A 20,674-nucleotide genomic window follows, 5' to 3' on the forward strand; every position below is an offset into this window, starting at 1 on the left:
TAAACTCAAAAAGTTTTTTAATATCTGCTCGCCTGCTTTGGCGCTTTTCTCCGGGTGAAATTGTACACCATAGAAATTATCCCTGTGCAGGGCGGAACTATAGGGTTGTACATAATCTGTTGTAGCAATGGTGTGTTCACCTAATGCTGCGTAATAGCCATGTACAAAATAGCAATAACTGTTGTCTGGCAGATCCGCAAACAGTTTTGTTTTTAAGTTGACAATGTTATTCCAGCCGATCTGCGGAACTTTTACGCGGCCAGTGGTCCCCCCGGGTCTCTCCCCCAACCCCTCTACAACCGGAGAGGGGGGAATAAACTGACGAACCTGTTCGTCGAATATACCCAGACAGGTTGTATCATTCTCTTCGCTATAAGTGCACATCAGTTGCATGCCCAAACAAATGCCCAGCACGGGTTGTTGCAGGTTTTTGATAACCGTATCCAGCTTGTGTTCTTTCAGATAACGCATGGCGCTGCTGGCCTCTCCTACTCCGGGAAAGATCACTTTACCTGCGTTTTGTATCTGTTCAACATCATCGGTCACTACGGCATTTACGCCAATACGTTCCAGCGCATACAGTACCGACTGTATATTCCCTGCATTATATTTTATGATTACCAGGTCCATTCTTTGTTTTATCAGCTTTTAATATCAGTTATAAACTTTTTGGTAGTACCCGCTACATCGCTGGTATTTTCCAGTGCTTTGATGAATGCCGTGCCAATAATGGCGCCATTGGCGTGCTCACATGCCTGTTGAAAGGTTGGTTTGTCTTTTATGCCAAAGCCTACCAGCACGGGGTTTTTCAGTTTCATATCCTGTAGCTTTTGCAGGTAGTTGTTCACCGCATTCATGTCCTTGTCCTTCCCGGTAGTGGAAGAAGAAGAAACCGCATACAGAAAACCGGTGCTTAAACTATCCAGCCGGCGAATACGTTCTTCAGCGGTTTCGGGGGTTACCAGGAAAATAAAATTCAACCCATACCGCTGCATAATAGGACCGTATTCCGTTTCAAATTCATACTCCGGAAGATCGGGTAATATGAGGCCATCGATCGGCATATCTGCTGCGTGCTGACAAAACCGTTCAAAGCCATATTGCAAAACAGGATTCATGTAACCCATTAAAATAACCGGAACATATATCTGTTGGCGAAAGCCTCTTAATTGTTCAAACAAAGTGGCAATGGTCATGCCGTTGGCCAGGGCCTGGGTGCTGCTTGCCTGTATCACCGGTCCATCGGCCAGCGGATCGCTATAAGGCATCCCCAGCTCGATCATGTCGACCCCGCTATCCTGTAATGCTTTCATTACCGGCACGGTGCTCTCTAATTTTGGATAGCCTGCCGTGCAGTATACATTGAGTATATTGTTCTTTTTCTGTTGGAATAATTCTTTTATTCTGCTCATTCTATAATAAGAGTTACAGGTTTCAAGTTGCAGGTTACAGGGTCCCTGGAACCTGGAACCTGTAACTTGTAACGGTATTTTATTTCCCTTCCATTGCTTTCATATAAGTAGCCATGTCTTTATCGCCTCTTCCACTTAAACAAACTACCACTGTAGAATCCCTGGTGAACATAGCTTTTGCCGGTATGGGCGCTTCTGTTTTTTTAGCTTTCACCGGATTCAGAAACTCCAGGCTGGCCAACGCATGAGAACTTTCCAGCGCCGGAATAATACCTTCCTTTTGAGCCAGGTTAAAAGCGGCCTGTAAAGCTTCTTCATCAGTAGCGCTTAAGAACAAACCCCGCCCTGAATCATACAGGTTGGCATGCAAGGGCCCAATGCCCGGATAGTCGAGACCCGCAGAAATACTGTGCGGTTCCACTACCTGTCCGTCTTCTGTTTGCATGACCAGGCTTTTGCTGCCATGCAATACACCGGGTTTGCCTAACTGGGTAGTAGCAGCGCTTAAGCCACTATGCACGCCATGCCCGGCAGCTTCTACTGCCACGAGTTGCACGGTTGGTTCTTCCAGGAAATGATAAAAAGCACCGGCTGCATTACTGCCGCCACCTACGCAGGCCAATACGTGGGTAGGTAATTCACTGCCGGTTTGTTCTTTTAACTGCCGGCGTATTTCTTCACTGATAATGCTTTGAAAACGCGCCACCATATCGGGATATGGGTGCGGTCCTACCACACTGCCAATAATATAGTGGGTATCAACAGGATTGTTGATCCAGTCGCGAATGGCTTCGTTGGTGGCATCTTTCAAGGTTTTGCTGCCGCTGGTAGCGGGGATCACCGTAGCACCCAGCATTTTCATGCGGGCTACGTTAGGCGCCTGACGTTCGATGTCTTTCTCACCCATATATACAATACACTCCACGCCTTTCAGCGCGCATACGGTGGCGGTAGCCACGCCGTGTTGACCGGCGCCGGTCTCGGCAATAATGCGCTTCTTACCCAGGCGCTCCGCCAGCAATATCTGGCCGAGGGCGTTGTTCAGTTTATGAGAACCGGTATGACACAGATCTTCCCGTTTCAGGTAGATCTGCGTACCATATTGTTCACTCAGGCGTTTGGCATAATACAGCGGCGAAGGCCGGCCCACATAATCGTGCAACAGGGCTTTATATTCTTTTTGGAAAGCAGGATCGTAAATAATGTCGAGGTATTTTGATCGCAGCTCTTCCACATTCGGGTGCAGCATTTCGGGAATGAATGCGCCACCGAACTTTCCATAATACCCCTGTACATTAGGTTGTTGATATGTTGTTGTCGTCGTCATGTTCAAAATTGTTTAAGTATTACCCTTCTACCGGTTGTGCAGGTGTTTTTAACATCAGCTGCATAAACGTAAGATCGAGCCAGCGGCCAAACTTGTAACCCACCTGGGTAAAATGGCCCACTTCTTTAAATCCAAAACGCTCGTGCAATTTTATACTTACCTCATTGGTAGAGTCGATACCGGCAACAATGGTATGCATTTCCAGTTCCTCTGCTGCTTTTATCAACGGTTCCAGCAATAATTTACCAATGCCTTTACCCCGTTGATCGGCCGCTACATATATCGAGTTCTCCACTGAATATTTATACGCTGCCCAGGCACGCCACGGACCAATTGAACTAAAGCCTATTACCTGGCCACCTTCTTCGGCTACAAATACCGGGAAGCCCTGCGCTTCTTTTATCCGGAACCATTGCCGCCGCATTTCCAGAGTATGTGCTTCATAGTCATATACCGCTGTGGTGTTCAGTACGGCGTCGTTGTAGATCTCCAGAATGGCTTCCAGGTCAGTTTCCTTAGCCGTTCGTATTTGGATCATAGAATAAGTTTAATACTTGCTGTTCAATCTGGTGACAAACTCTTTTACTTTAGCCATGTCCTTTATACCCGGACTTATTTCAAACTTACTATTGATATCTACTGCAAACAGGCCTTTGCCTATTGGCAGGGTGGAAAATTCGTTCAACCTGTCTTCGTCACCCGGTTCAATGCCGCCACTCAGGAAAAAAGGTTTGCCAATGGTAGCGTCTTTTAACATGTTCCAGTTGAATTTAACGCCTGTTCCACCATAACCTGCGCCCATGGTATCGAACATAAACATATCGCACACGTCCATATAATTCTTAATCATCCACTCAATGTTATCCGTTTCACTAATGCGGAATGCTTTTACAACCGATACATAGTCAGCGATCTTTTCGCAATACTTGGGTGATTCATCGCCGTGCAGCTGTACCATGTGCAAACGGCATTCATCAACCATGTGCAACACTTCTTCAATGGAGGCATTTACAAATACGCCTACCTTGTTAATATTGTTTTCTTTCCTGATCTGGCTGGTAGTAAGGCCTTTGAAAACATAGCGCGGACTTTTTGGATAAAAGATAAATCCCGCAAATGTTACGCCCAGGCTTCCTAATTGTTCCAGCTGTTCGGGCAGTGTCATACCGCAAACTTTTACTCGCATAGCGTAGTCAGATTTTAAGTGTTAGGGTTTTGGCCATGCAATCGCTGTGTTAATTATTTCGTTTCCAGTTGCGCTATGAATTTATGAAATGCCTCGCCCGGTTGCGAATCTTTCATAAAATTCTCTCCGATCAGGAATCCACGAAAACCATTTTCTTTAAAGAGCCTGATGTTGGCTACAGAACTGATACCGCTTTCGGCAATTTTGATCTTGCCGGCAGGAATGCGTTCCGCCATTCGCAGACTCCGCTCGATGTCTACCTCAAAAGTTTTCAGGTTGCGGTTATTGATGCCTACCAGTTTTGTTTCATCACAAATATGTTCCAGCTCTTCTTCGGCATGCAGTTCCAGCAATACTTCCAACTGTAAAGAAGCCGCAAAAGATGCCAACCGTTTAACTTCAGCCGGTGTCAGGCAGGCTGCAATTAACAGGATCACATCGGCCCCCATGGCCCGCGCTTCCACAATCTGGTATTCATCGATCATGAAATCCTTACGTAAAATAGGCACCTGGTTAACTCTTGCTTTTATAAGATCGGCAGTGCTGCCGCCAAAAAATTGTTCATCGGTGAGTACGGATAAGCCTGAAGCGCCATAACGGGCATAGGCGGAGGTAACTTCTACCACATCGGCCGCGCCATTGATGATACCTTTTGAAGGCGACTTTCTTTTAAACTCGGTAATAATGCCGGTTTTGGCGTCATCGAGCAAAAACTGTCCGAGTGATAATACAGAACGTGTAAACCCTTCCTGTTGTTCCAGTTCCTTTACGGAGGTCTGTTTTTTCCGTTCAGCTACTTCTATTCTTTTGTGCTCTATTATTTTATCGAGAATGTTCATTTCAGTGTATTACTGTAAGGCAATTAATTTCGTCAACGCTTCATTTGCTTTGCCACTTTCCAGGCTATCTACTGCTGCGCCATATGCATCTTCGTAGGTTTTATAGTTACCGGTGCAATGCAATGCCATGGCCGCATTGGCCAGCACTACTGCATTCTGCGCCCAGCTTCCATCGCCTTTCAATATTTTGGTGAACAGTTTGGCTGCTTCTTCCACGGTATTGCCACCATAAATATCGGCGGGGTTTACCATGCGTTTGCCCAACTGCTCAGGCGTCATGATCTTTTCACCATTGTTGGTAATCACTTTGGTATCGTTGGTCAGTGAGATCTCGTCGTACCCATCCAGTCCATGAATAATGGTAAAGGCCCGGTCGGTTAGTTGCAACAGGTAATTATAGATCCGCGCCATTTCCAGGTTGTATACCCCAACCAACTGAAAGGGCGGAAACGCCGGATTTACCATAGGGCCCAACATATTGAAGAAGGTACGCATACCCAGGTTCTTCCTGATTGGTCCTACTGTTTTTAATGCGGGGTGAAACAACGGCGCATGTAAAAAACAGATATTGGCCTGATCCACTTCTTTCTTCAACCTGTCCGGATCGTTCTTCATTTTATAACCCAATTGCTCCATTACGTTGGAGGCGCCACTGATTGAAGAGGCACCATAGTTACCATGCTTGGCCACCTTTTGACCGGTACCGGCTACTATAAAACAACTCAGGGTTGAAATATTAAAGGTGTTCTTTCCATCCCCACCGGTGCCTACGATGTCAATAACCTGGAACCCGTTCAGGTCTATTTTTACACACAACTCCAGCAAGGCATCCTGAAATCCCTGCAGCTCCTCGATGGTTACACTGCGCATGAGGTATACGGTCATAAAGGCCGTTACTTCATGTTCGTTATAAACACCTTTACCAATGTTTAATAAAACGTCTTTCGCCTGATCGCGGCTAAGGGTTTTATGTTCAAACAGGTATTGTAATATTTTTTTCATTGTCTGAACTGGGATTTATGGGATGGATAGGATGAGTTGGATATAGTAGTATGTTGCATAAGTTTATTGTTATATTTTTTGTTTGTAAATCTGTGATATTCTAATCTTTTACTACCAAAATTGATTAACAAACCAATTTCAAGATTGTATGCTTCCAGATAATTCATTGCCTGTGCAAAGTGTACATCCTCTAATTTTATTAGGGCCTTAAGCTCTACGCTTATTTTATCCTCAATTAAAAAATCAACTCGCCTGGTGCCTATTTGCTGATCCAGATAATAAATGGGCATTTCGAACTCCCGGGCATAATTCATTTCCGCTGCCTTCAACTCCAACTCCAGGGCTCGTTGGTAAATCACTTCCTGAAATCCATTACCAAGGGTGCTGTGTACTCTAAAAGATGCCCCGATGATCTTCTCGGTTAAATCGCTATACTTAAGATTTGTCATAACAGAGGTTTTAGTTGTAAACCTCACATGCGCATCAAAAATACCCTTATCCTATCTATCCCACTATCCCAAAAATCCCATCCCATACATCCCAAACATCCCACCTATCCCAGTTCAGACTTTTAGCCAGTTTCTCAGGATTTCTTCCCCTCTTGGCGTCAGCACACTCTCCGGATGAAACTGCACCCCTTGCACATCGTATGTTTTATGTTGCAATGCCATGATGAAGTTGTTGGCATCGCGGGCGGTGATCTCCAGCTCTTTGGGAAAACCTTCTTCACTTACGACCCAGCTGTGGTAACGGCCTACTTCAAATTCATCGGGCAGGCCATTGAAAAGCGGCTTACTGCGATTGATAACCTGCACTGGGGTGGCCACTCCATGATACACCGTACTCAGGTTGGTCAGCTTGCCGCCAAATGCCTGGCCAATTGCCTGGTGACCCAAACACACCCCCAGGATTGATTTGGTAGCTGCATATTCCTTTATCAAAGGCAGTAACAAACCAGCTTCTTCGGGTATACCGGGGCCGGGCGATAAAATGATCTTATCATACGCCTTTACCTCTTCCAGTGGGATCTGGTCGTTGCGGTGTACATCTACTTTCTGATGCAAGATCTTTTCAACCAAGTGTACCAGGTTGTAAGTAAAGGAGTCGTAATTATCGAAAACAAGAATTTTCATGTTCAGTATTGTTATGGTGCTGAAGTGTGCGACGCAACCGGTGTTGCTATACGTTTCTTCAGCCGGGTCCCAATTAAATTATCTCCTGGGCAAATACAATGGCTTTTTTCAGAGCGCCCAGTTTGTTATTTACTTCCTGTAATTCACTTTCGGGTTTGCTGGCGGCCACTACACCGGCGCCGGCCTGGTAGATCAGTTTGTTCTGACGGCTCATAAAGGTGCGGATCATAATGGCATGATTACATTGTCCATCAAAACCCATGAACCCGATAGCGCCGCCATAATAACTGCGGGAGGTTGACTCAAATGCATCGATCAACTCCATGGCCTTGAATTTTGGCGCGCCGCTTAAAGTACCGGCAGGAAATGTTTTGGCCAGCAGCGCAAACGGATTGCTGCCCGTGCGGATCTTACCACTCACTTCACTTACCAGGTGTATTACGTGCGAATAATATTGCACTTCGCGATAGTGGTCTACTTTTACCTCATCGCATAGGCGGCTGAGGTCGTTACGCGCCAGGTCTACCAGCATCACATGTTCTGCATTCTCTTTGGCATCCTGTAACAGGCGTTCGGCTTCGCGCTGATCGGTTTCATCGTCACCGGTTCGTTTGAAGGTACCCGCTATGGGGTGAACCACCGCTTTGCCATTTTGCATAATAAGCTGCGCTTCGGGTGAAGAACCCATGAGCTTGTAATCGCCATAATCAAAAAAGAACAAATAAGGCGAAGGGTTGATGCTGCGCAGGGCGCGATACACGGCAAACTCATCGCCGGTAAAACCCTGTTCAAAACAACGGCTCAGCACTATCTGAAACACATCGCCGCGCAAACAACTCTGAATTCCCTTCTTCACCATATCCATATAGTCGCTGTCGGTCATATTTGAAGCTTCGGGACCTTTTGTTTTAAAAGGATATACCGGTACATCTTTACTGCGGATCAGCGACTCCACTACCTGTAATTCACTTTCCACACCGGGCATGGTGTTTTCGCAAATGTATAGTTCGTCTTTATGGTGATTGATAGCTATTACGTATTGATACAGGCGATAGCGCATGAGTGGGATAACGGGCAGCCCATTCGGAGATTTGCGCTCAATACCGAGGTGAATGGTATCGAAAAACTGAACGGCATCGTAGGTTGTGTAGCCATATAAGCCTTGTGCGAATTTCGCTTCGCGACCACTGCCGGGAGTTACCTCAAAGCGCTGCATAAATTCCCACAGTTTCTCGGGTACTTCGGCACTGTTGGTGATGGAGGCTTTTTCGGGTGGCAGGCCAGGCAGTTTAAATTCAATGCTTTTGGCAGAAGTGATCTCGATACCCGCAATGGCATTGATACAAATGAAAGAGTAACTGTTGTCTGCTGCATGGTGATCGGTACTTTCGAGCAGTACTGTATCGCGAAAGCGATCGCGCACCCGGAGGTAAATGCCTACCGGCGTGAACACATCAGCCAGCAGCTTTTTACAATTGGTAGTAATATTTATCTTTTTCATTAATCAGCCGCATTAAGAACAGTCCAAAAAAAAGCCCCGATGTTAATCGGGGCCTGAATATGGTGTTAAAATAACATCAAACAGTAGCTTACAAGCCCCTTTTAGAGTCTGTATGCCACCACCAATGATTATTTTGTAATTGCTTTTTCATTATGCTTACAAAAGTGCTATGCAAAAATGATTTGACCAAATTTATTTTAATTAACCGTATATATTTTTATCGGGATGCCGTCTGGTATCGAAAATATTCACAATTTCCAGCAAATTTTTAGTAATCTTATAATATAAACGATTGTGTTTTGTGATGGAGACGTTCCTGATTTCAGGATCGCCCCTGGAACGTAGTCCAGTAAATGGGTGGGCTTTGATATGCTGTATTTTGTGCTCCACCACTTCAATAAATCGTAAGGCAATCTCTTCATTCCATTCCAGTAACAAATAGTCAACTACGTTCTTATAATCCTCTCTTGCATTATCGGACCACCTTATTTTCGCAGCCATGTTCTTGACTCTTTCATGACTTCTTCATGAGATTTCCACTGACCATTGTTCAGTTGCTCTAATGACTCTTTTAACCGCGCCTCCTGTTCAAGGGTTAAATCTTCTACAATATCCTTCTGACCAGCCTTTTCGTATTCAACAGTTGCCTCATGCAACATGCTTAAGGCTGTTTCATCTTCAAGCTTGTCTATATATTGGTGTAATTCTTCCTTCAATTTCTTCTTATCCATAACCAACAATTTAAATAAAAATACGATTTTTACCCCTGAATTGCAGCCCGGCCGGAATAAGTTGAAAACGATCAACATACGACCGTTGCAATTGACCAACCCCCAAACCGTTTACCGTCCCGATTTCTTCGGGAGAGCTTATTATTATTGCTTTATTCCTATTTTATTATGGTAATACAACACAAACAATTACACGGGAAAGGTATGTTTTATGTGGGCCAGGACGGCGCTATACTGGCTGAAATGGTATATTCAATGACCACCCCCAATAAAATGACCATCGAGCATACCGAAGTAGATGATTCTTTGGCTGGAAAAGGCGTAGGAAAGCAATTGGTTTTCACCGCTGTTGAATATGCCCGCACCCATAACATCAAGATCGTGCCCCTCTGCCCCTTCGCCAAATCGGTGTTAGACAAGGTCACAGAATGGCACGATGTATTGGCGTAAAGTGAGGCTCTCTCGCCAATTGTCAACTTGTTAACTGGTTAACTCGTCAACTGGTTCACTCGTCAACTTGTCAACCTTTCAACTGTCGCTTGTACAATTGTATCGCATTCTCATACCCCAGATACAAAGCATCACTTATCAGGGCATGCCCTATGGATACTTCCAGTAACCCCGGGATGTTTTGTGCAAAATAAGCCAGGTTGGTAAGATCGAGGTCGTGACCTGCATTAATGCCCAGTCCCAGTTCATTGGCCCTTTTAGCGGCGGTTACATAACTGGCAATGGCCTGTTCCCTGTTGTTCGTATACTCCCGGGCGTAGCCTTCGGTATACAGCTCAATGCGGTCGGTACCGGTTTCTGCGGCGCCATTCACCATTTCAATAACGGGATCAACGAAGATCGACACCCGAATGCCTGCCTTTTTAAATGTCTGGATCATCTCCCGCAGGTAATCGCAGTGCTGTATGGTGTCCCAGCCATGGTCACTGGTAAGTTGCCCTTCCGCATCTGGCACCAGCGTTACCTGATGAGGTTGCGTTTCAAGCACCAGGTCAATAAATTTTTGTTCCCTGCAGTTGCCTTCAATATTAAATTCTGTGGTGATGATCTTTTTAATGGCCCGTACATCGCTGTAGCGGATATGCCGTTCGTCGGGCCGGGGATGAACCGTTACGCCATCTGCGCCAAAACGCTCTGCATCGATGGCCGCTTTTACTACATCGGGATTATTACCTCCGCGGCTATTGCGCAACGTGGCAAATTTGTTGATGTTTACACTCAGCTTTGTCATGCCCAAAATTACAGGAACTGACAATAAAAAAGGAGTTGTTTTTGCAAACAACTCCTGCGGGGTTAGGGGTTTGAAATATTTCTCTAGCCTTTTGAAATGTGGGTGTTGTATAATACGTCTCCTTCCAGATCAACAATGTCCAGCGAGTAAACGCCGGCAGGCAAAAATTCTACTTCGCTTATATTGGTTATGTTTATTCCTTTAACCAGGAACCAGCTGAACATTTTTACGATCTTATCGTCTTCATCGAACATCCGCACAATCACATGTTTGCCTTGTGCACACGTTACATCAAGCGTTATGGAAGTAAAAAACGGGTTTGGACGGACAACAACTTTAGGGATCATATTTTCTGGGTTTGGGTCTTTAGTACCTTCGTTACCACCTGATCCGGTTTGGTCAATTTGTAATATCCTGTTTAATTTTTGCCGCATTGAAACAGCGTCTTTTTCCGCTTTGTGCTTATCTGAGTTATGGTTATGGTTTAATGGTATCACAAGTATCATTTATAAAGAGATTACTAATGGAATGCCACTTTTCAACACATTCATAATCAGTCAGATGCCACATAAGCAGACGGTTCATTGTCTCAGTTTGGGATAAAACTTTATTAATTTGGGAAACCGAAATCACCTTACTACATGTTTCCCTTTTACCAGGTAAAGCTGCCTGTACAGGTTTTTCCGTCACAAATGGAGCAATCACTTACTTTTCTACTCTTACGCTGCACAGGATCTGGCCTTTCTCGTCCATCACATCGAGCAGGTACGATCCATTGCCTAATTTGTTCAGATTATTTATATTGCTGATATTAATTCCTTTCTTCAGTTTCCACAAAAAAAGACTGATTATCTTTCCGGTGTTATCGGCCATTCTTACCACACCCGGACGGTCTTCTGAAGCCGTTATCTCCAGGGTAAGGGATGAAATGAATGGGTTAGGGCGGGTTGAAATCACATTTAAAGCCATCATACGGTAATCTTTTAGGGGTTTAGATTTGTTTGCTTCAATTCCTCGTTCATGATAGGTATTCGATTAAAATGCCAAAAAACAACGCGCTGTAATACAATCGCTTGCAAAACAACGTTGGTACATTCTATTCTCATTTCCGGAAAAAAGGTAATAAAACGGGAAAGCTGATTGCAAGCGTTCCTAAAGCCTGGCATTTCCATATTACAAGTATTTAGAACTACCTCATTTTCATGTTTATACAAGGGATATCCCGGAGATATCCCGGATATGTCTCCGAGATATTCCACTGATATCCCGCCTTTAATTATATCCGGGATATCTCGGGCTTATGACTGGTATACATTCAGCTTATATCCGGAACATATAGAGTTTGTGTATGGAGTATGCTATAAACAACAGCGGGCCATCCGTATGGATGACCCGCTGTTGATACGTTAAGCTATTGCTTTAAATAACCCATTCTTAGAATCTTGCCACCAGCTTCAGGTTCAGCAACCGGGGTGTAAGCCGGTTTGGCATGGCAAAAACGGTGTTGGAAAAATCTTTGATAAGCATGTAAGAGATGGTATTGTCCCTGTCAATCAGGTTGAACACTTCGAACGTAGCCCAGATGTTCTCAAAATTACGGAAAGGACTATGACTGCGGCGGTTGCTTTTTTCGCTATCCAGCAGCAGGGCGCTAAACCCAACATCGATACGGATATAAGGATCGATGATGAGCGCATTGCGGTATTTTACACTGCCCGGAATGTTATAGGGCAGGTTGCTGCCATACAGGAAGTTCAGGTATACTTTAAAGTTTTTATTGGTGCTCAGGTAATCCTGCAGAAACATTCCAAAAGTGAGAAAACGGTCGGTAGGACGGCGTAACCAGCCTGCTTCCTTCTGGGTACTGTCTTTTATGGCGCCCAGTGAATCAAGCTTATAATCGAAATATTTATCCCCTTTCAGGTTTTCGCGGGTGCGCATAAAACCCAGGCTGATCCAGCTTTCGGCATCTTTCACCAGTTCGCCAAACACGCGGGTTTCCAAACCGGCGGCATAGGCCTTCGCCATGTTCTCGCCAAAATAACGCAGGCGAACATTGTCGATGTCGTAAGGCACCACGTCCCACATGTTTTTATAATAGGCTTCCACTGTCCAACGGTATGGGCGGTTGCCGTTACGGAAATTATAATCGAACCCGGCCGATGCCTGCCAGCTTTTCTGGGCTTTCAGGTTGGTATTTACCGTTCCATCGTACCGGCGCAGTTCGCGGTAAAAAGGCGGCTGGTTATAGATCCCGACAGCGCCACGGAAAATGAAATCCCGCCGCCAGTGGGCAGGTTTCCAGGAGGCGCCCAAACGGGGTGAGATCAGCAATTCATTATTCAGGTCGTTGTAATTATAGCGAACGCCGGCCTGCAAGATCACGCCCATGGAATCGTGTAAAATGATATTATCCTGGATGAAGCCGCTCAACCGCGTAATGTTCAAATTGGCTTTTGAGTTCAACAGGCTGCTCAACGCCAGGTTATTGGGGTTATAAGGAAGGCTGTAACCGGCCGAATCCTGGTATTCCCATTCGTGGAGTTTATCGTTCACGGTTTGGCGTTCGGCGGTTTGTCCCCATTGAACGTAATGATGACCCAGGTCAAGGTAGCCTTTGTGTGAGGCGTTCCAAACTTTTATATTCAGTTTATTACGGACATAGTTTTGATACAGTCCCGCTCCCAGCGGATTATTGATCAACCCGAAATCTGATTTGCTTTTATCAAATTCGCGTTCCCCAAAAATATAGGCGCCGGTAATGTCAATGCCTTCGCGTTCATCGTTCTCAAACCGGCTCAGCATCCATTTCAACCGCAGGTTCTTTTTCGGTTGTTGTATAAATGACAAACCCACCATGTTGGTGCGGTAGCGGTCTTCTTCCCGGCCCGAGAAATAGATATCCATGCCCAGGTTGGCGCTGAAATAGGGCGAGAACACGGAAGAAGTGAGTTGGCTGAACGCCGGAACAAGCGTGAATTTAGTTTGAGAGATATTTCCCAGCAGCTCGATGCTGTTCTTAGCGTTGATCTGGTAAGTCAGCAAAGCCTGCAGGTCGTTTGAAGAAGGCACGTAATTTCCCTGTGTTTCCTGGCTCTTCAACAGGTTGCGATTGCTGCGGTTACGCACGCCTACGAGGTAACTAAACTTGTTATTTTTAGTAATACCCTCCAGGTGCAGGCCTTGTTCCAGCAAGCCTACATAGGCCGATCCGCCAAACTGCCGCGGCTTTTTGTATTGAATATCCAGCACCGACGACATTTTATCGCCGTACTTGGCCTGGAATCCGCCATTGTAAAAGCTTACGTTGCGCGTCATTTCAGGATTGATAAAACTTAATCCCTCCTGCTGACCACTGCGCACCAGGTAAGGCCGGAAGACTTCAAAATCATTTACATAGATCAGGTTCTCATCATAACTGCCGCCGCGTACGTTGTACTGGGAGGTCAGTTCATTGTTGGAACCGACGAAGACTTTTATTAAACTTTCTATTCCACCAGTGGGAGAAGGAATGTTGATGGCATTTTTGGGATTGATGATCACCAGGCCGGCCTCGCGCCGTTGCCGCTCGTTGGTGATAACCACGGGTTCCAGTTCGCGGGCGCCGCGTTCGAGCCGGATAACCACCGCTTCTTCTTCATTCTCATTCAACAGGAAATTGCGTTGCTCGGTTTTATACCCGGTATAGCTGAATACAAGGGCAAATGCTTTATCGGCTGGAACTTTAAGGCGAAAAGTACCGGAATCGGAAGTGATGACGCCTTTAAGCCGTCCTAAGATCACTATGGACACATTATCCAGGGGTTGCTCATTATCACCGACCACCCGGCCTGATACCCAGGCCGCCTTTTTCTGTGCCACCACACTACCGGAGATACAAACTGCAAAGAAGACCAGTAAAAATGGAACAAATTTCACCCGGGTAAGTTTTTGTTGCGGTCGAAATTAGTTGAAAATGTTGGAAAAGGCAACAAGGCAAAGGCCCTCCTTCGCTAAAGCTTGCGCCTCCGCTAAAGCTTCAGCGACACGCGGACGGCGGGCAAGGCAAAGGGCAAAGGGCAAAGGCCTCGTCGCGGAAATTCGCCTACGCCAAGGCTTGCGCTTCCTCTAAAGCTTCAACGGCACGCGGACGTGGAACAAGTCGGGATCCGTGAATTGAACTAACAAACTCAATAACTTAAACTTTGAATCCGGAAGCATAAGATTATAACCATGTACTTTAAACTAAGAAATGTATTCCTAACGCATACTTACACTTGAAAATGATCAATTCCAGCCTACACATACCCTTTAGATGATAGGTACTTCTATTTATCAGTGATAGCAGGCCAACCAATTCTGGAAAATCGTTCCCTCGCGGGGAACTGGCATGGTGATTGGCATGCATATAAAATACTGGTTGTAAGCTCCTTATACTTTTGGCATTTGGTTGGAAATTACTCCTTCAACAATGCGATCAGCGAAAATGTGAAAGAGATCAGGAAACAGACGCAGGGTACTTAAAAAAAGAAATGGGAGCAGGAAGCTGATTGCAATTAACGGCCGTGGGGGCCATGGGGATTCCTAACTTGATTGTAACTACATCAACATATTTACTTGGAAGGCGTGTTTTCACAGGGGCTGAATGTCTATTCAGCCCATTTTTTTTGTTCTAATCTTTAAAAGCCCTATTTGCAATTCGATGTAAATATTATATTGCATCATATAACAAACCCACCTCTTCACCCATTCCCGGTTCAGGTTTTCACAATTCCAAACCAAATCAAACACTAAAATAGTAACCAATGAGCAATCCAGCATTTGCATTTACATCGCCCGAAATTATGACCAAGCTCGCCACTATTAAACCTTATGTGCTGGTCGTATTGACAAAGGGGGAGAATTATGGCTTAAGTGATACGCCCCGTATCATTCAAAGCGAACACCTGCCGTACATATTTGAGCAACGCCGCGATAACGAAATGGTATTGACCATGCCCGTGATGGACAACGAGACCAACCTGGCTGCTGTTGCCATTTACAATACCAAAGATAAAGAGGAAGTAAAACGTTTGATGGAAAAGGACCCTGCTGTCCTGGCGGGTGTGTTTAATTATGAAATTGTGACCGGTATGGGCTTACCAGGTGATAAATTACCATAGGAAATAAAAAATTAAAACCGTTGACTTAAAAAGATAAAGCTTCAAGTTATTGGTAAGCAAAACAACTTGAAGCTTTTCTTTTTTGTGGTTTTTCATTTATTCCTTTTCACTGTCCCCGCTTGCGGGAACCCTCTTATTGTCTTATAAAAAAAACCGGTAGATAATGCGGGTGCGGTTTTACAACTCGGTTACTATTATCCGCCGGTTAACGAAAACGGAACAAACTTAAACTTCTATTACAAATTTAATTCAAAGGTTTTTTGGATCCAGCCAGTGGTGAATCCTACTACAACCAGTACAACAACTATAAGTAAAAGAATTGCCCATACCGGTAAACCTCGGCGATGAACAGCCGTACGTCGTGTACGATTATCATAATTTGAGTTTGTCACTAATTCATTTTCTTTTACAACGCGCGCTTTAATAACGTACCCGGCATACCGGCTACTAAAGGTATCTACTTCAGTTTGATTTCTCACCATTTGTTCGGCCACAAATAATTCTCCATCGGTGGCAGGTTGATAAGCCTGTACAACCACTGGAAATTCTTTTTCATTTATTACCATAACAAAACGTTTGATTTCAGATATAATTGATGCAATTCCGCGGCCATAGCCTCTTTCAGCTTAACTACTGATAATTAATACTATCGGTGGCGAGGAATTATTTTCACACCTCTTTCACGGCTTTCTTTTTCCGGGTGGCGGTTTTCTTCCTTCTTGTCGTTTGGGTAGAAGCTGGTTTGGCAGCTGCCTTTTTTGGTGGTGGAACTACTTTCGTGTCTGGAGGTTGATTCAGGTTCTCCGGCGCATTTTCCAGTTGATCGATCATATCTTTCAACAGTTTTATTAACCGTTTGCGCTGCGCTTTATCGCTGATATTCCATTTATCGGTTTCTGCTCTTTTATGCGCGAGCTTGTATTTGAGCCCGGTAAGTGCAGTAGTATAATCGTTCGCGTTTAACTTTCGTACATGCTGATGGGCCAGGATATACCAATGATATTCTGTACCTACGGGTACCCCGGAACCTTCCGGCGCCTTACCGGCCCGCCGCTTGGTTACGCCAAAATTGATGGTCCATAGGTCGGGAGTTACTTTTGTTTCTTTCCATTCGCCTTTATCATAGTACCATTTATGACTTCGGCCTATCTTCATTCCAGTATATTTCTGTCCTTCATATTCCTTAAACTGGTTGTAGCTTTTGGAAAGGTCCTTATCGGCTTCCTTTTGCATCCTATTCTTCGATTTTCCGTTTGATGTTGCCATACGAACTGTTTTATGAAGTGATGCAAAAATTGCTACTTCTATAAAACCGTGTTTCTGTAGATATTTTTTCTCAGGAAGCTGATAATTATTTACAATGGCCAGCGAATGGGTTGCCGTTCTTTTGTAGATCGATAGATGGCCGTAAACAACTCCACAGTTTTTCTTCCTTCTTTAGCAGTCACCAGTGGTTCCCGGTTCTCAGCCACAGCCATTATAAAGTCGCGGTTTTGTTGACGAACATAATATTCAACAGGATCGTTAGTGGCCCTGAATTCATCTCTGTCGGCTTTATGAAAAGCTTCCAGTTGTTGCTCTTCACCGGGCACCGTCCAGATATCGTTTAACGGTGGTTCCAGCACCGCTGGTTGCCCCGGCAGAAACATGGCACCGCCATCGGTTTGTACTCCTGCAGATGCACCAGTAGAGCCATGGATATGTACTTTGCCATACAGACCCGGCTTTTGTGCATTGCTTACAATGATATTGGCCACCGCACCATTCTTAAACCTTATAATGGCCGAGGCGGTATCATCTACTTCTATATACGGGTGATTGATGTTCTGCCAAACGCCGTATACTTCTTCCATTTCACTGCCCATATACCATTGCAACAGATCGAGCTGATGCGGCGCCTGGTTCACCAGCACGCCACCGCCTTCTTTATCCCAACTGCCGCGCCAGGGATCGCTGTTATAATATTTTTCATCGCGCCAGCCATACATCACTACCGAACCCAGCATGGGCGTACCCAGTTTTCCCGCGTCAATGGCCTGCTTTATCCGGTAACAGGCGGGGTAGAACCGGCGCTGGCTTACCATGCCTATTTGTTTATTGTATTTGGAAGCCGCTTCCATCATAGCATCACAATCGGTCAACGAAACAGCCAATGGCTTTTCGGTGAGTACATGGGCGCCGTTTTGCATAGCAATCAGGGCGCCTTCGCGATGAGCAGGATGCGGCGTGCAAATAACGGCTACCTGCACCTGCTCTGTTTGTATCATCTCTGCAATATCAGCATAGGCTTTCACCCCAAAGCGAGCCGCTGTAGCGGCTGCCTTTTCTGCACTGCGGCTTTGCACTGCTACCAGTTCTGTTTCTGCAATATTTTTTAATGCCTGCGCATGTACCTGCGCCATTTTGCCGCAACCGATGATTGCTGATCTTAACTTTTGCATATGATATATTGAAGTGCTATTCTTGTATTAACGAAAAGGCAGAGGGCAAAGGGCAAAAATGGCTCGCTAGAATGTAACTTTCCTCACTAGTTTCATTGCTCACTCCTGTCTTCTCTCGCCGTATTATTAATTCTATCTTGCCATCTCGACCTGGTTAACTGGTCAACTCACTTCGTTACTTTACCCAACTTAAGGAACAACGGAAAATAAAAGCTCTTTAAATACTCCCCCGGCCACACCTTTTCAATAACAGTCGCCAGTTCATCAACCGGGTTATACTGATGCGCTTTTATAAAATGCTGTACGCTTGACCAGGTGTTGAAATAACCGATCAGTTGCTGCCGGTTCCACTGTAAGGTTATTTGAAATTCCTTCGAGGGTAATGCTTCATAAGGGAAAGGCACCGTGGTATAGTGATCGTCGATATACTTTCTTTCTTTATCCCAGTACGCACCTACGGTATCACGGTAAAATGTTTTGATGATGGTATTCAGCGCTTCGTCTTCACATACTACCAGGCTATAGCCCCAAATGGCTACCACAGCGCCGGGTTTGGCAATGCGCCGCACTTCTTTTTCAAAGGCATCAAACTGAAACCAGTGGTAGGCTTGCGCTACAGTGATACAATCAAAACTATTATCGGGGAAACTGGTTTGTTCTGCGGTGGAAATGCTATAAGTGATCTTTGCGTTTGGGATGGCCTGCTGTAATTGCTTTTCACTAATGTCTGTGGCCATTACCTTTTCAAAATAGCGGGCCAGTTCAACGGCGGCCTGTCCATTACCGGTGGCGCAATCCCAGGCCTGTTGTGGATCGGTCACCTGCTGCAAAATGAATTCATATAATTCGCCGGGATAGCCGGGGCGGTATTGTGCATACAGCGAGGCCTGGTTACTGAAAAGGTCTTTTGCCATACCTTTTACATTTATCTGGTTATCTTTTTCAGCTGTGCAATAGTGTCTTTGGGATCTTTTGATTTGAACACCGTGTTACCGGCTACCAGCACATCGGCGCCGGCTTTCACGATCGCATGCGCATTCTCCAGCGTAATACCGCCATCGATCTCAATTTTGGTAGACAGTCCTCTTTCATTGATCATATGACGCAGGGTCCTGATCTTGTTCAGCGTGTTGGGGATGAATTTCTGACCACCAAAACCGGGGTTCACACTCATGATCAAAACCATATCAATATCATCCAGCACTTCTTTCAACGACTCCACAGGCGTATGCGGGTTCAATGCCACGCCGGCCTGCATGCCCAGTGATTTGATCTGTTGAATATTCCGGTGTAAATGAACACAGCATTCTTCGTGCACCGTCAGCATATCGGCGCCAGCCTTTTTAAAATCTTCCACATATTTTTCCGGTTCCACTATCATCAGGTGCACATCACAAACCTTGGTGGTTGTTTTTCGAATAAACTCAATGATCATGGGGCCAAAAGTAATGTTGGGCACAAAACGTCCGTCCATTACATCCAAATGAAACCAGTCGGCCTCACTTTCATTGATCATTTTACAATCTGCTTCCAGATTTAAAAAGTTAGCTGATAAAAATGATGGTGCTACGATAGCCATTTCTAGTTCAAAATTTTAAGTTCAAAGTTGAAAGTCCAAAGTTTTAAGTTCAAAGCCCTCTACTTCTTTAATCTTCTAATTCCATCCCGCGCTTCCTCAAAATTTTTATCGAGGGCCAGGGCACGTTCATAATTCACCAAAGCCAGGTCTTTTTTGCCTAATTCTTCATAACAACGCGCCATCCAGTACCAGGCATCGGGACTGGTATTGGTAACTGTGGCGGCCATGATGAATATTTTCAGGGCGCTGTCGTACTTTTTCAGATCATGCAACACAATGCCCTTTTCAATATAAGCATCGGTGAATTTCCAGTCGCGGCTTATGCATTCATTGAATTCACGAATAGCCTTTTCATATTGTTTAGTATCGGAATAATAACTGCCTTTCAGGTATAATACATCGTTGGTGATGTTGGAAGTATCCTTACGCAACAGGTCATCGCAGAGGGTGATTACTTTGGGATTCCGGGTAGCGCCATACAAACTCGCCAGGGCCAGTCCGTTGTAATTAATGGGTGCTATGCGATAGGAGTGTTCCAGCGCGGTAATGGCGGCCGGGGTATCCTTTAACTGGGCCAGTAATACGCCCTTTTCATACCAGACCTCAAAATTTGTAGAGTCCTGCTGCGCCCATTCATCGTATTGATCAATGGCTTTTTTTGTTTCGCCCATTTGTGTATAGATCTCGCTTAAGCGGCGATGCAGATCGGGATTGGCGGGCCAGGTGGCAATACATTCTTTCAACAGGTTCACCGCGTCCTGGGGACGGTTCACCAACATCAGGTTAGATACATATTGCAGAGCGATATGTTCATCGGGTTTTAATTCCCAGGCTTTTTTATAATCAGCCATTGCCAGTTCATGGCGATCATTTTGGGAAAGCAGTACCGCTCTTTCCAGGTACAGCTCCTGGTTTTGCGGGAACCGTTTAATACTATCAGTCAATCCTGCATAGGGCCGTAAACCTAATATTTTTTCCGGCGATTCCTTCTCCTTTCCGGAATGGCAACTGCATAACCAACCTAATAAACCAATCAACAATAAACCCTGTAAAGAGAACCATCTTTTCATCTGCGTTATATATGTTTTTTTCACCGTATGGCCGCCTTCGCCAAGGCTGCGGCGGCCGAAGCAAAACTAACC

General features: G+C 45.2%; 24 protein-coding genes. 2 read left to right on the forward strand and 22 right to left on the reverse strand.

Going from position 1 to position 20,674, the window contains the following annotated elements; all coding sequences use genetic code 11:
- From hisH to ACJ751_RS15030, 12 genes are all read right to left on the reverse strand, one after another.
- A partial coding sequence (gene hisH / locus ACJ751_RS14975; protein ID WP_407746309.1) for an imidazole glycerol phosphate synthase subunit HisH occupies positions 1-630 on the reverse strand: 630 nt, incomplete at its 3' end.
- 11 nt (positions 631-641) lie between these two features.
- On the reverse strand, positions 642-1,412 hold the full coding sequence (gene trpA, locus ACJ751_RS14980; protein ID WP_407746310.1) for a tryptophan synthase subunit alpha: 771 nt from the start codon (positions 1,410-1,412) through the stop codon (positions 642-644).
- Positions 1,413-1,491: 79 nt separating this feature from the next.
- Positions 1,492-2,739 (reverse strand): tryptophan synthase subunit beta, encoded by a 1,248-nt coding sequence (gene trpB / locus ACJ751_RS14985; protein ID WP_407746311.1) that lies wholly within the window; start codon positions 2,737-2,739, stop codon positions 1,492-1,494.
- Between the two features lie 19 nt (positions 2,740-2,758).
- Positions 2,759-3,277, reverse strand: a complete 519-nt coding sequence (locus ACJ751_RS14990) for an N-acetyltransferase family protein (protein WP_407746312.1) — start codon at positions 3,275-3,277, stop codon at positions 2,759-2,761.
- A 9-nt stretch (positions 3,278-3,286) separates the two neighbouring features.
- On the reverse strand, positions 3,287-3,925 hold the full coding sequence (locus ACJ751_RS14995; protein ID WP_407746313.1) for a phosphoribosylanthranilate isomerase: 639 nt from the start codon (positions 3,923-3,925) through the stop codon (positions 3,287-3,289).
- 53 nt (positions 3,926-3,978) lie between these two features.
- On the reverse strand, positions 3,979-4,764 hold the full coding sequence (gene trpC, locus ACJ751_RS15000; RefSeq protein ID WP_407746314.1) for an indole-3-glycerol phosphate synthase TrpC: 786 nt from the start codon (positions 4,762-4,764) through the stop codon (positions 3,979-3,981).
- 9 nt (positions 4,765-4,773) lie between these two features.
- Complete coding sequence (trpD, locus tag ACJ751_RS15005; RefSeq protein WP_407746315.1) at positions 4,774-5,766, reverse strand: anthranilate phosphoribosyltransferase; 993 nt, start codon at positions 5,764-5,766, stop codon at positions 4,774-4,776.
- Positions 5,763-6,215 (reverse strand): GxxExxY protein, encoded by a 453-nt coding sequence (locus ACJ751_RS15010; protein WP_407746316.1) that lies wholly within the window; start codon positions 6,213-6,215, stop codon positions 5,763-5,765. Before ACJ751_RS15010 ends, trpD begins: the two co-directional genes overlap by 4 nt.
- A 114-nt stretch (positions 6,216-6,329) precedes the next feature.
- Positions 6,330-6,899, reverse strand: a complete 570-nt coding sequence (locus ACJ751_RS15015) for an anthranilate synthase component II (RefSeq protein WP_407746317.1) — start codon at positions 6,897-6,899, stop codon at positions 6,330-6,332.
- A gap of 73 nt (positions 6,900-6,972) precedes the next feature.
- Complete coding sequence (locus ACJ751_RS15020) at positions 6,973-8,400, reverse strand: anthranilate synthase component I family protein (protein WP_407746318.1); 1,428 nt, start codon at positions 8,398-8,400, stop codon at positions 6,973-6,975.
- A 201-nt stretch (positions 8,401-8,601) separates the two neighbouring features.
- Positions 8,602-8,901, reverse strand: coding sequence for a type II toxin-antitoxin system RelE/ParE family toxin (locus ACJ751_RS15025; RefSeq protein WP_407746319.1), 300 nt, complete (start codon positions 8,899-8,901; stop codon positions 8,602-8,604).
- On the reverse strand, positions 8,886-9,131 hold the full coding sequence (locus ACJ751_RS15030; protein ID WP_407746320.1) for a hypothetical protein: 246 nt from the start codon (positions 9,129-9,131) through the stop codon (positions 8,886-8,888). Before ACJ751_RS15030 ends, ACJ751_RS15025 begins: the two co-directional genes overlap by 16 nt.
- Positions 9,132-9,299: 168 nt before the next feature.
- Here ACJ751_RS15030 and ACJ751_RS15035 point away from each other — a divergent pair, with 168 nt between their 5' ends.
- On the forward strand, positions 9,300-9,581 hold the full coding sequence (locus ACJ751_RS15035; RefSeq protein WP_407746321.1) for a GNAT family N-acetyltransferase: 282 nt from the start codon (positions 9,300-9,302) through the stop codon (positions 9,579-9,581).
- A gap of 70 nt (positions 9,582-9,651) precedes the next feature.
- Here ACJ751_RS15035 and ACJ751_RS15040 read toward each other — a convergent pair whose 3' ends face one another.
- The 4 genes from ACJ751_RS15040 to ACJ751_RS15055 all read right to left on the reverse strand — a co-directional run bounded on the left by ACJ751_RS15040 (position 9,652) and on the right by ACJ751_RS15055 (position 14,289).
- Positions 9,652-10,371, reverse strand: coding sequence for a pyridoxine 5'-phosphate synthase (locus ACJ751_RS15040; protein WP_407746322.1), 720 nt, complete (start codon positions 10,369-10,371; stop codon positions 9,652-9,654).
- 83 nt (positions 10,372-10,454) lie between these two features.
- Complete coding sequence (locus ACJ751_RS15045) at positions 10,455-10,718, reverse strand: hypothetical protein (RefSeq protein ID WP_407746323.1); 264 nt, start codon at positions 10,716-10,718, stop codon at positions 10,455-10,457.
- A gap of 358 nt (positions 10,719-11,076) precedes the next feature.
- Positions 11,077-11,343 (reverse strand): T9SS type A sorting domain-containing protein, encoded by a 267-nt coding sequence (locus ACJ751_RS15050; RefSeq protein ID WP_407746324.1) that lies wholly within the window; start codon positions 11,341-11,343, stop codon positions 11,077-11,079.
- A 462-nt stretch (positions 11,344-11,805) separates the two neighbouring features.
- Positions 11,806-14,289: a TonB-dependent receptor gene (locus ACJ751_RS15055; protein ID WP_407746325.1), complete on the reverse strand. Its 2,484-nt coding sequence runs from the start codon at positions 14,287-14,289 to the stop codon at positions 11,806-11,808.
- Positions 14,290-15,155: 866 nt separating this feature from the next.
- Here ACJ751_RS15055 and ACJ751_RS15060 point away from each other — a divergent pair.
- The gene (locus tag ACJ751_RS15060) at positions 15,156-15,512 is read left to right on the forward strand and encodes a hypothetical protein (protein ID WP_407746326.1); all 357 of its coding nucleotides are present in this window, start codon (positions 15,156-15,158) and stop codon (positions 15,510-15,512) included.
- Positions 15,513-15,748: 236 nt separating this feature from the next.
- Here the strand turns inward: ACJ751_RS15060 and ACJ751_RS15065 are convergent, their stop codons facing one another.
- The 6 genes from ACJ751_RS15065 to ACJ751_RS15090 all read right to left on the reverse strand — a co-directional run bounded on the left by ACJ751_RS15065 (position 15,749) and on the right by ACJ751_RS15090 (position 20,602).
- A complete protein-coding gene (locus tag ACJ751_RS15065) occupies positions 15,749-16,078 on the reverse strand; it encodes a hypothetical protein (RefSeq protein ID WP_407746327.1) in 330 nt (109 codons plus the stop codon).
- Between the two features lie 103 nt (positions 16,079-16,181).
- Complete coding sequence (locus ACJ751_RS15070) at positions 16,182-16,778, reverse strand: hypothetical protein (protein WP_407746328.1); 597 nt, start codon at positions 16,776-16,778, stop codon at positions 16,182-16,184.
- An 89-nt stretch (positions 16,779-16,867) separates the two neighbouring features.
- Entirely contained in the window at positions 16,868-17,953 is a 1,086-nt protein-coding gene (locus ACJ751_RS15075) for a Gfo/Idh/MocA family protein (protein ID WP_407746329.1), read from the reverse strand.
- Between the two features lie 167 nt (positions 17,954-18,120).
- Positions 18,121-18,867: a class I SAM-dependent methyltransferase gene (locus tag ACJ751_RS15080; protein WP_407746330.1), complete on the reverse strand. Its 747-nt coding sequence runs from the start codon at positions 18,865-18,867 to the stop codon at positions 18,121-18,123.
- Positions 18,868-18,878: 11 nt separating this feature from the next.
- Positions 18,879-19,532 carry a ribulose-phosphate 3-epimerase gene (gene rpe, locus ACJ751_RS15085; RefSeq protein ID WP_407746331.1) on the reverse strand — a complete coding sequence of 218 codons (654 nt, stop codon included), beginning with the start codon at positions 19,530-19,532 and terminating at the stop codon, positions 18,879-18,881.
- A gap of 59 nt (positions 19,533-19,591) precedes the next feature.
- The gene (locus ACJ751_RS15090; RefSeq protein WP_407746332.1) at positions 19,592-20,602 is read right to left on the reverse strand and encodes a tetratricopeptide repeat protein; all 1,011 of its coding nucleotides are present in this window, start codon (positions 20,600-20,602) and stop codon (positions 19,592-19,594) included.
- Positions 20,603-20,674: the final 72 nt, after the last annotated feature.

Origin of the sequence: Niastella sp., from assembly GCF_045805085.1 — a bacterium.
GTDB lineage: Bacteria > Bacteroidota > Bacteroidia > Chitinophagales > Chitinophagaceae > Niastella.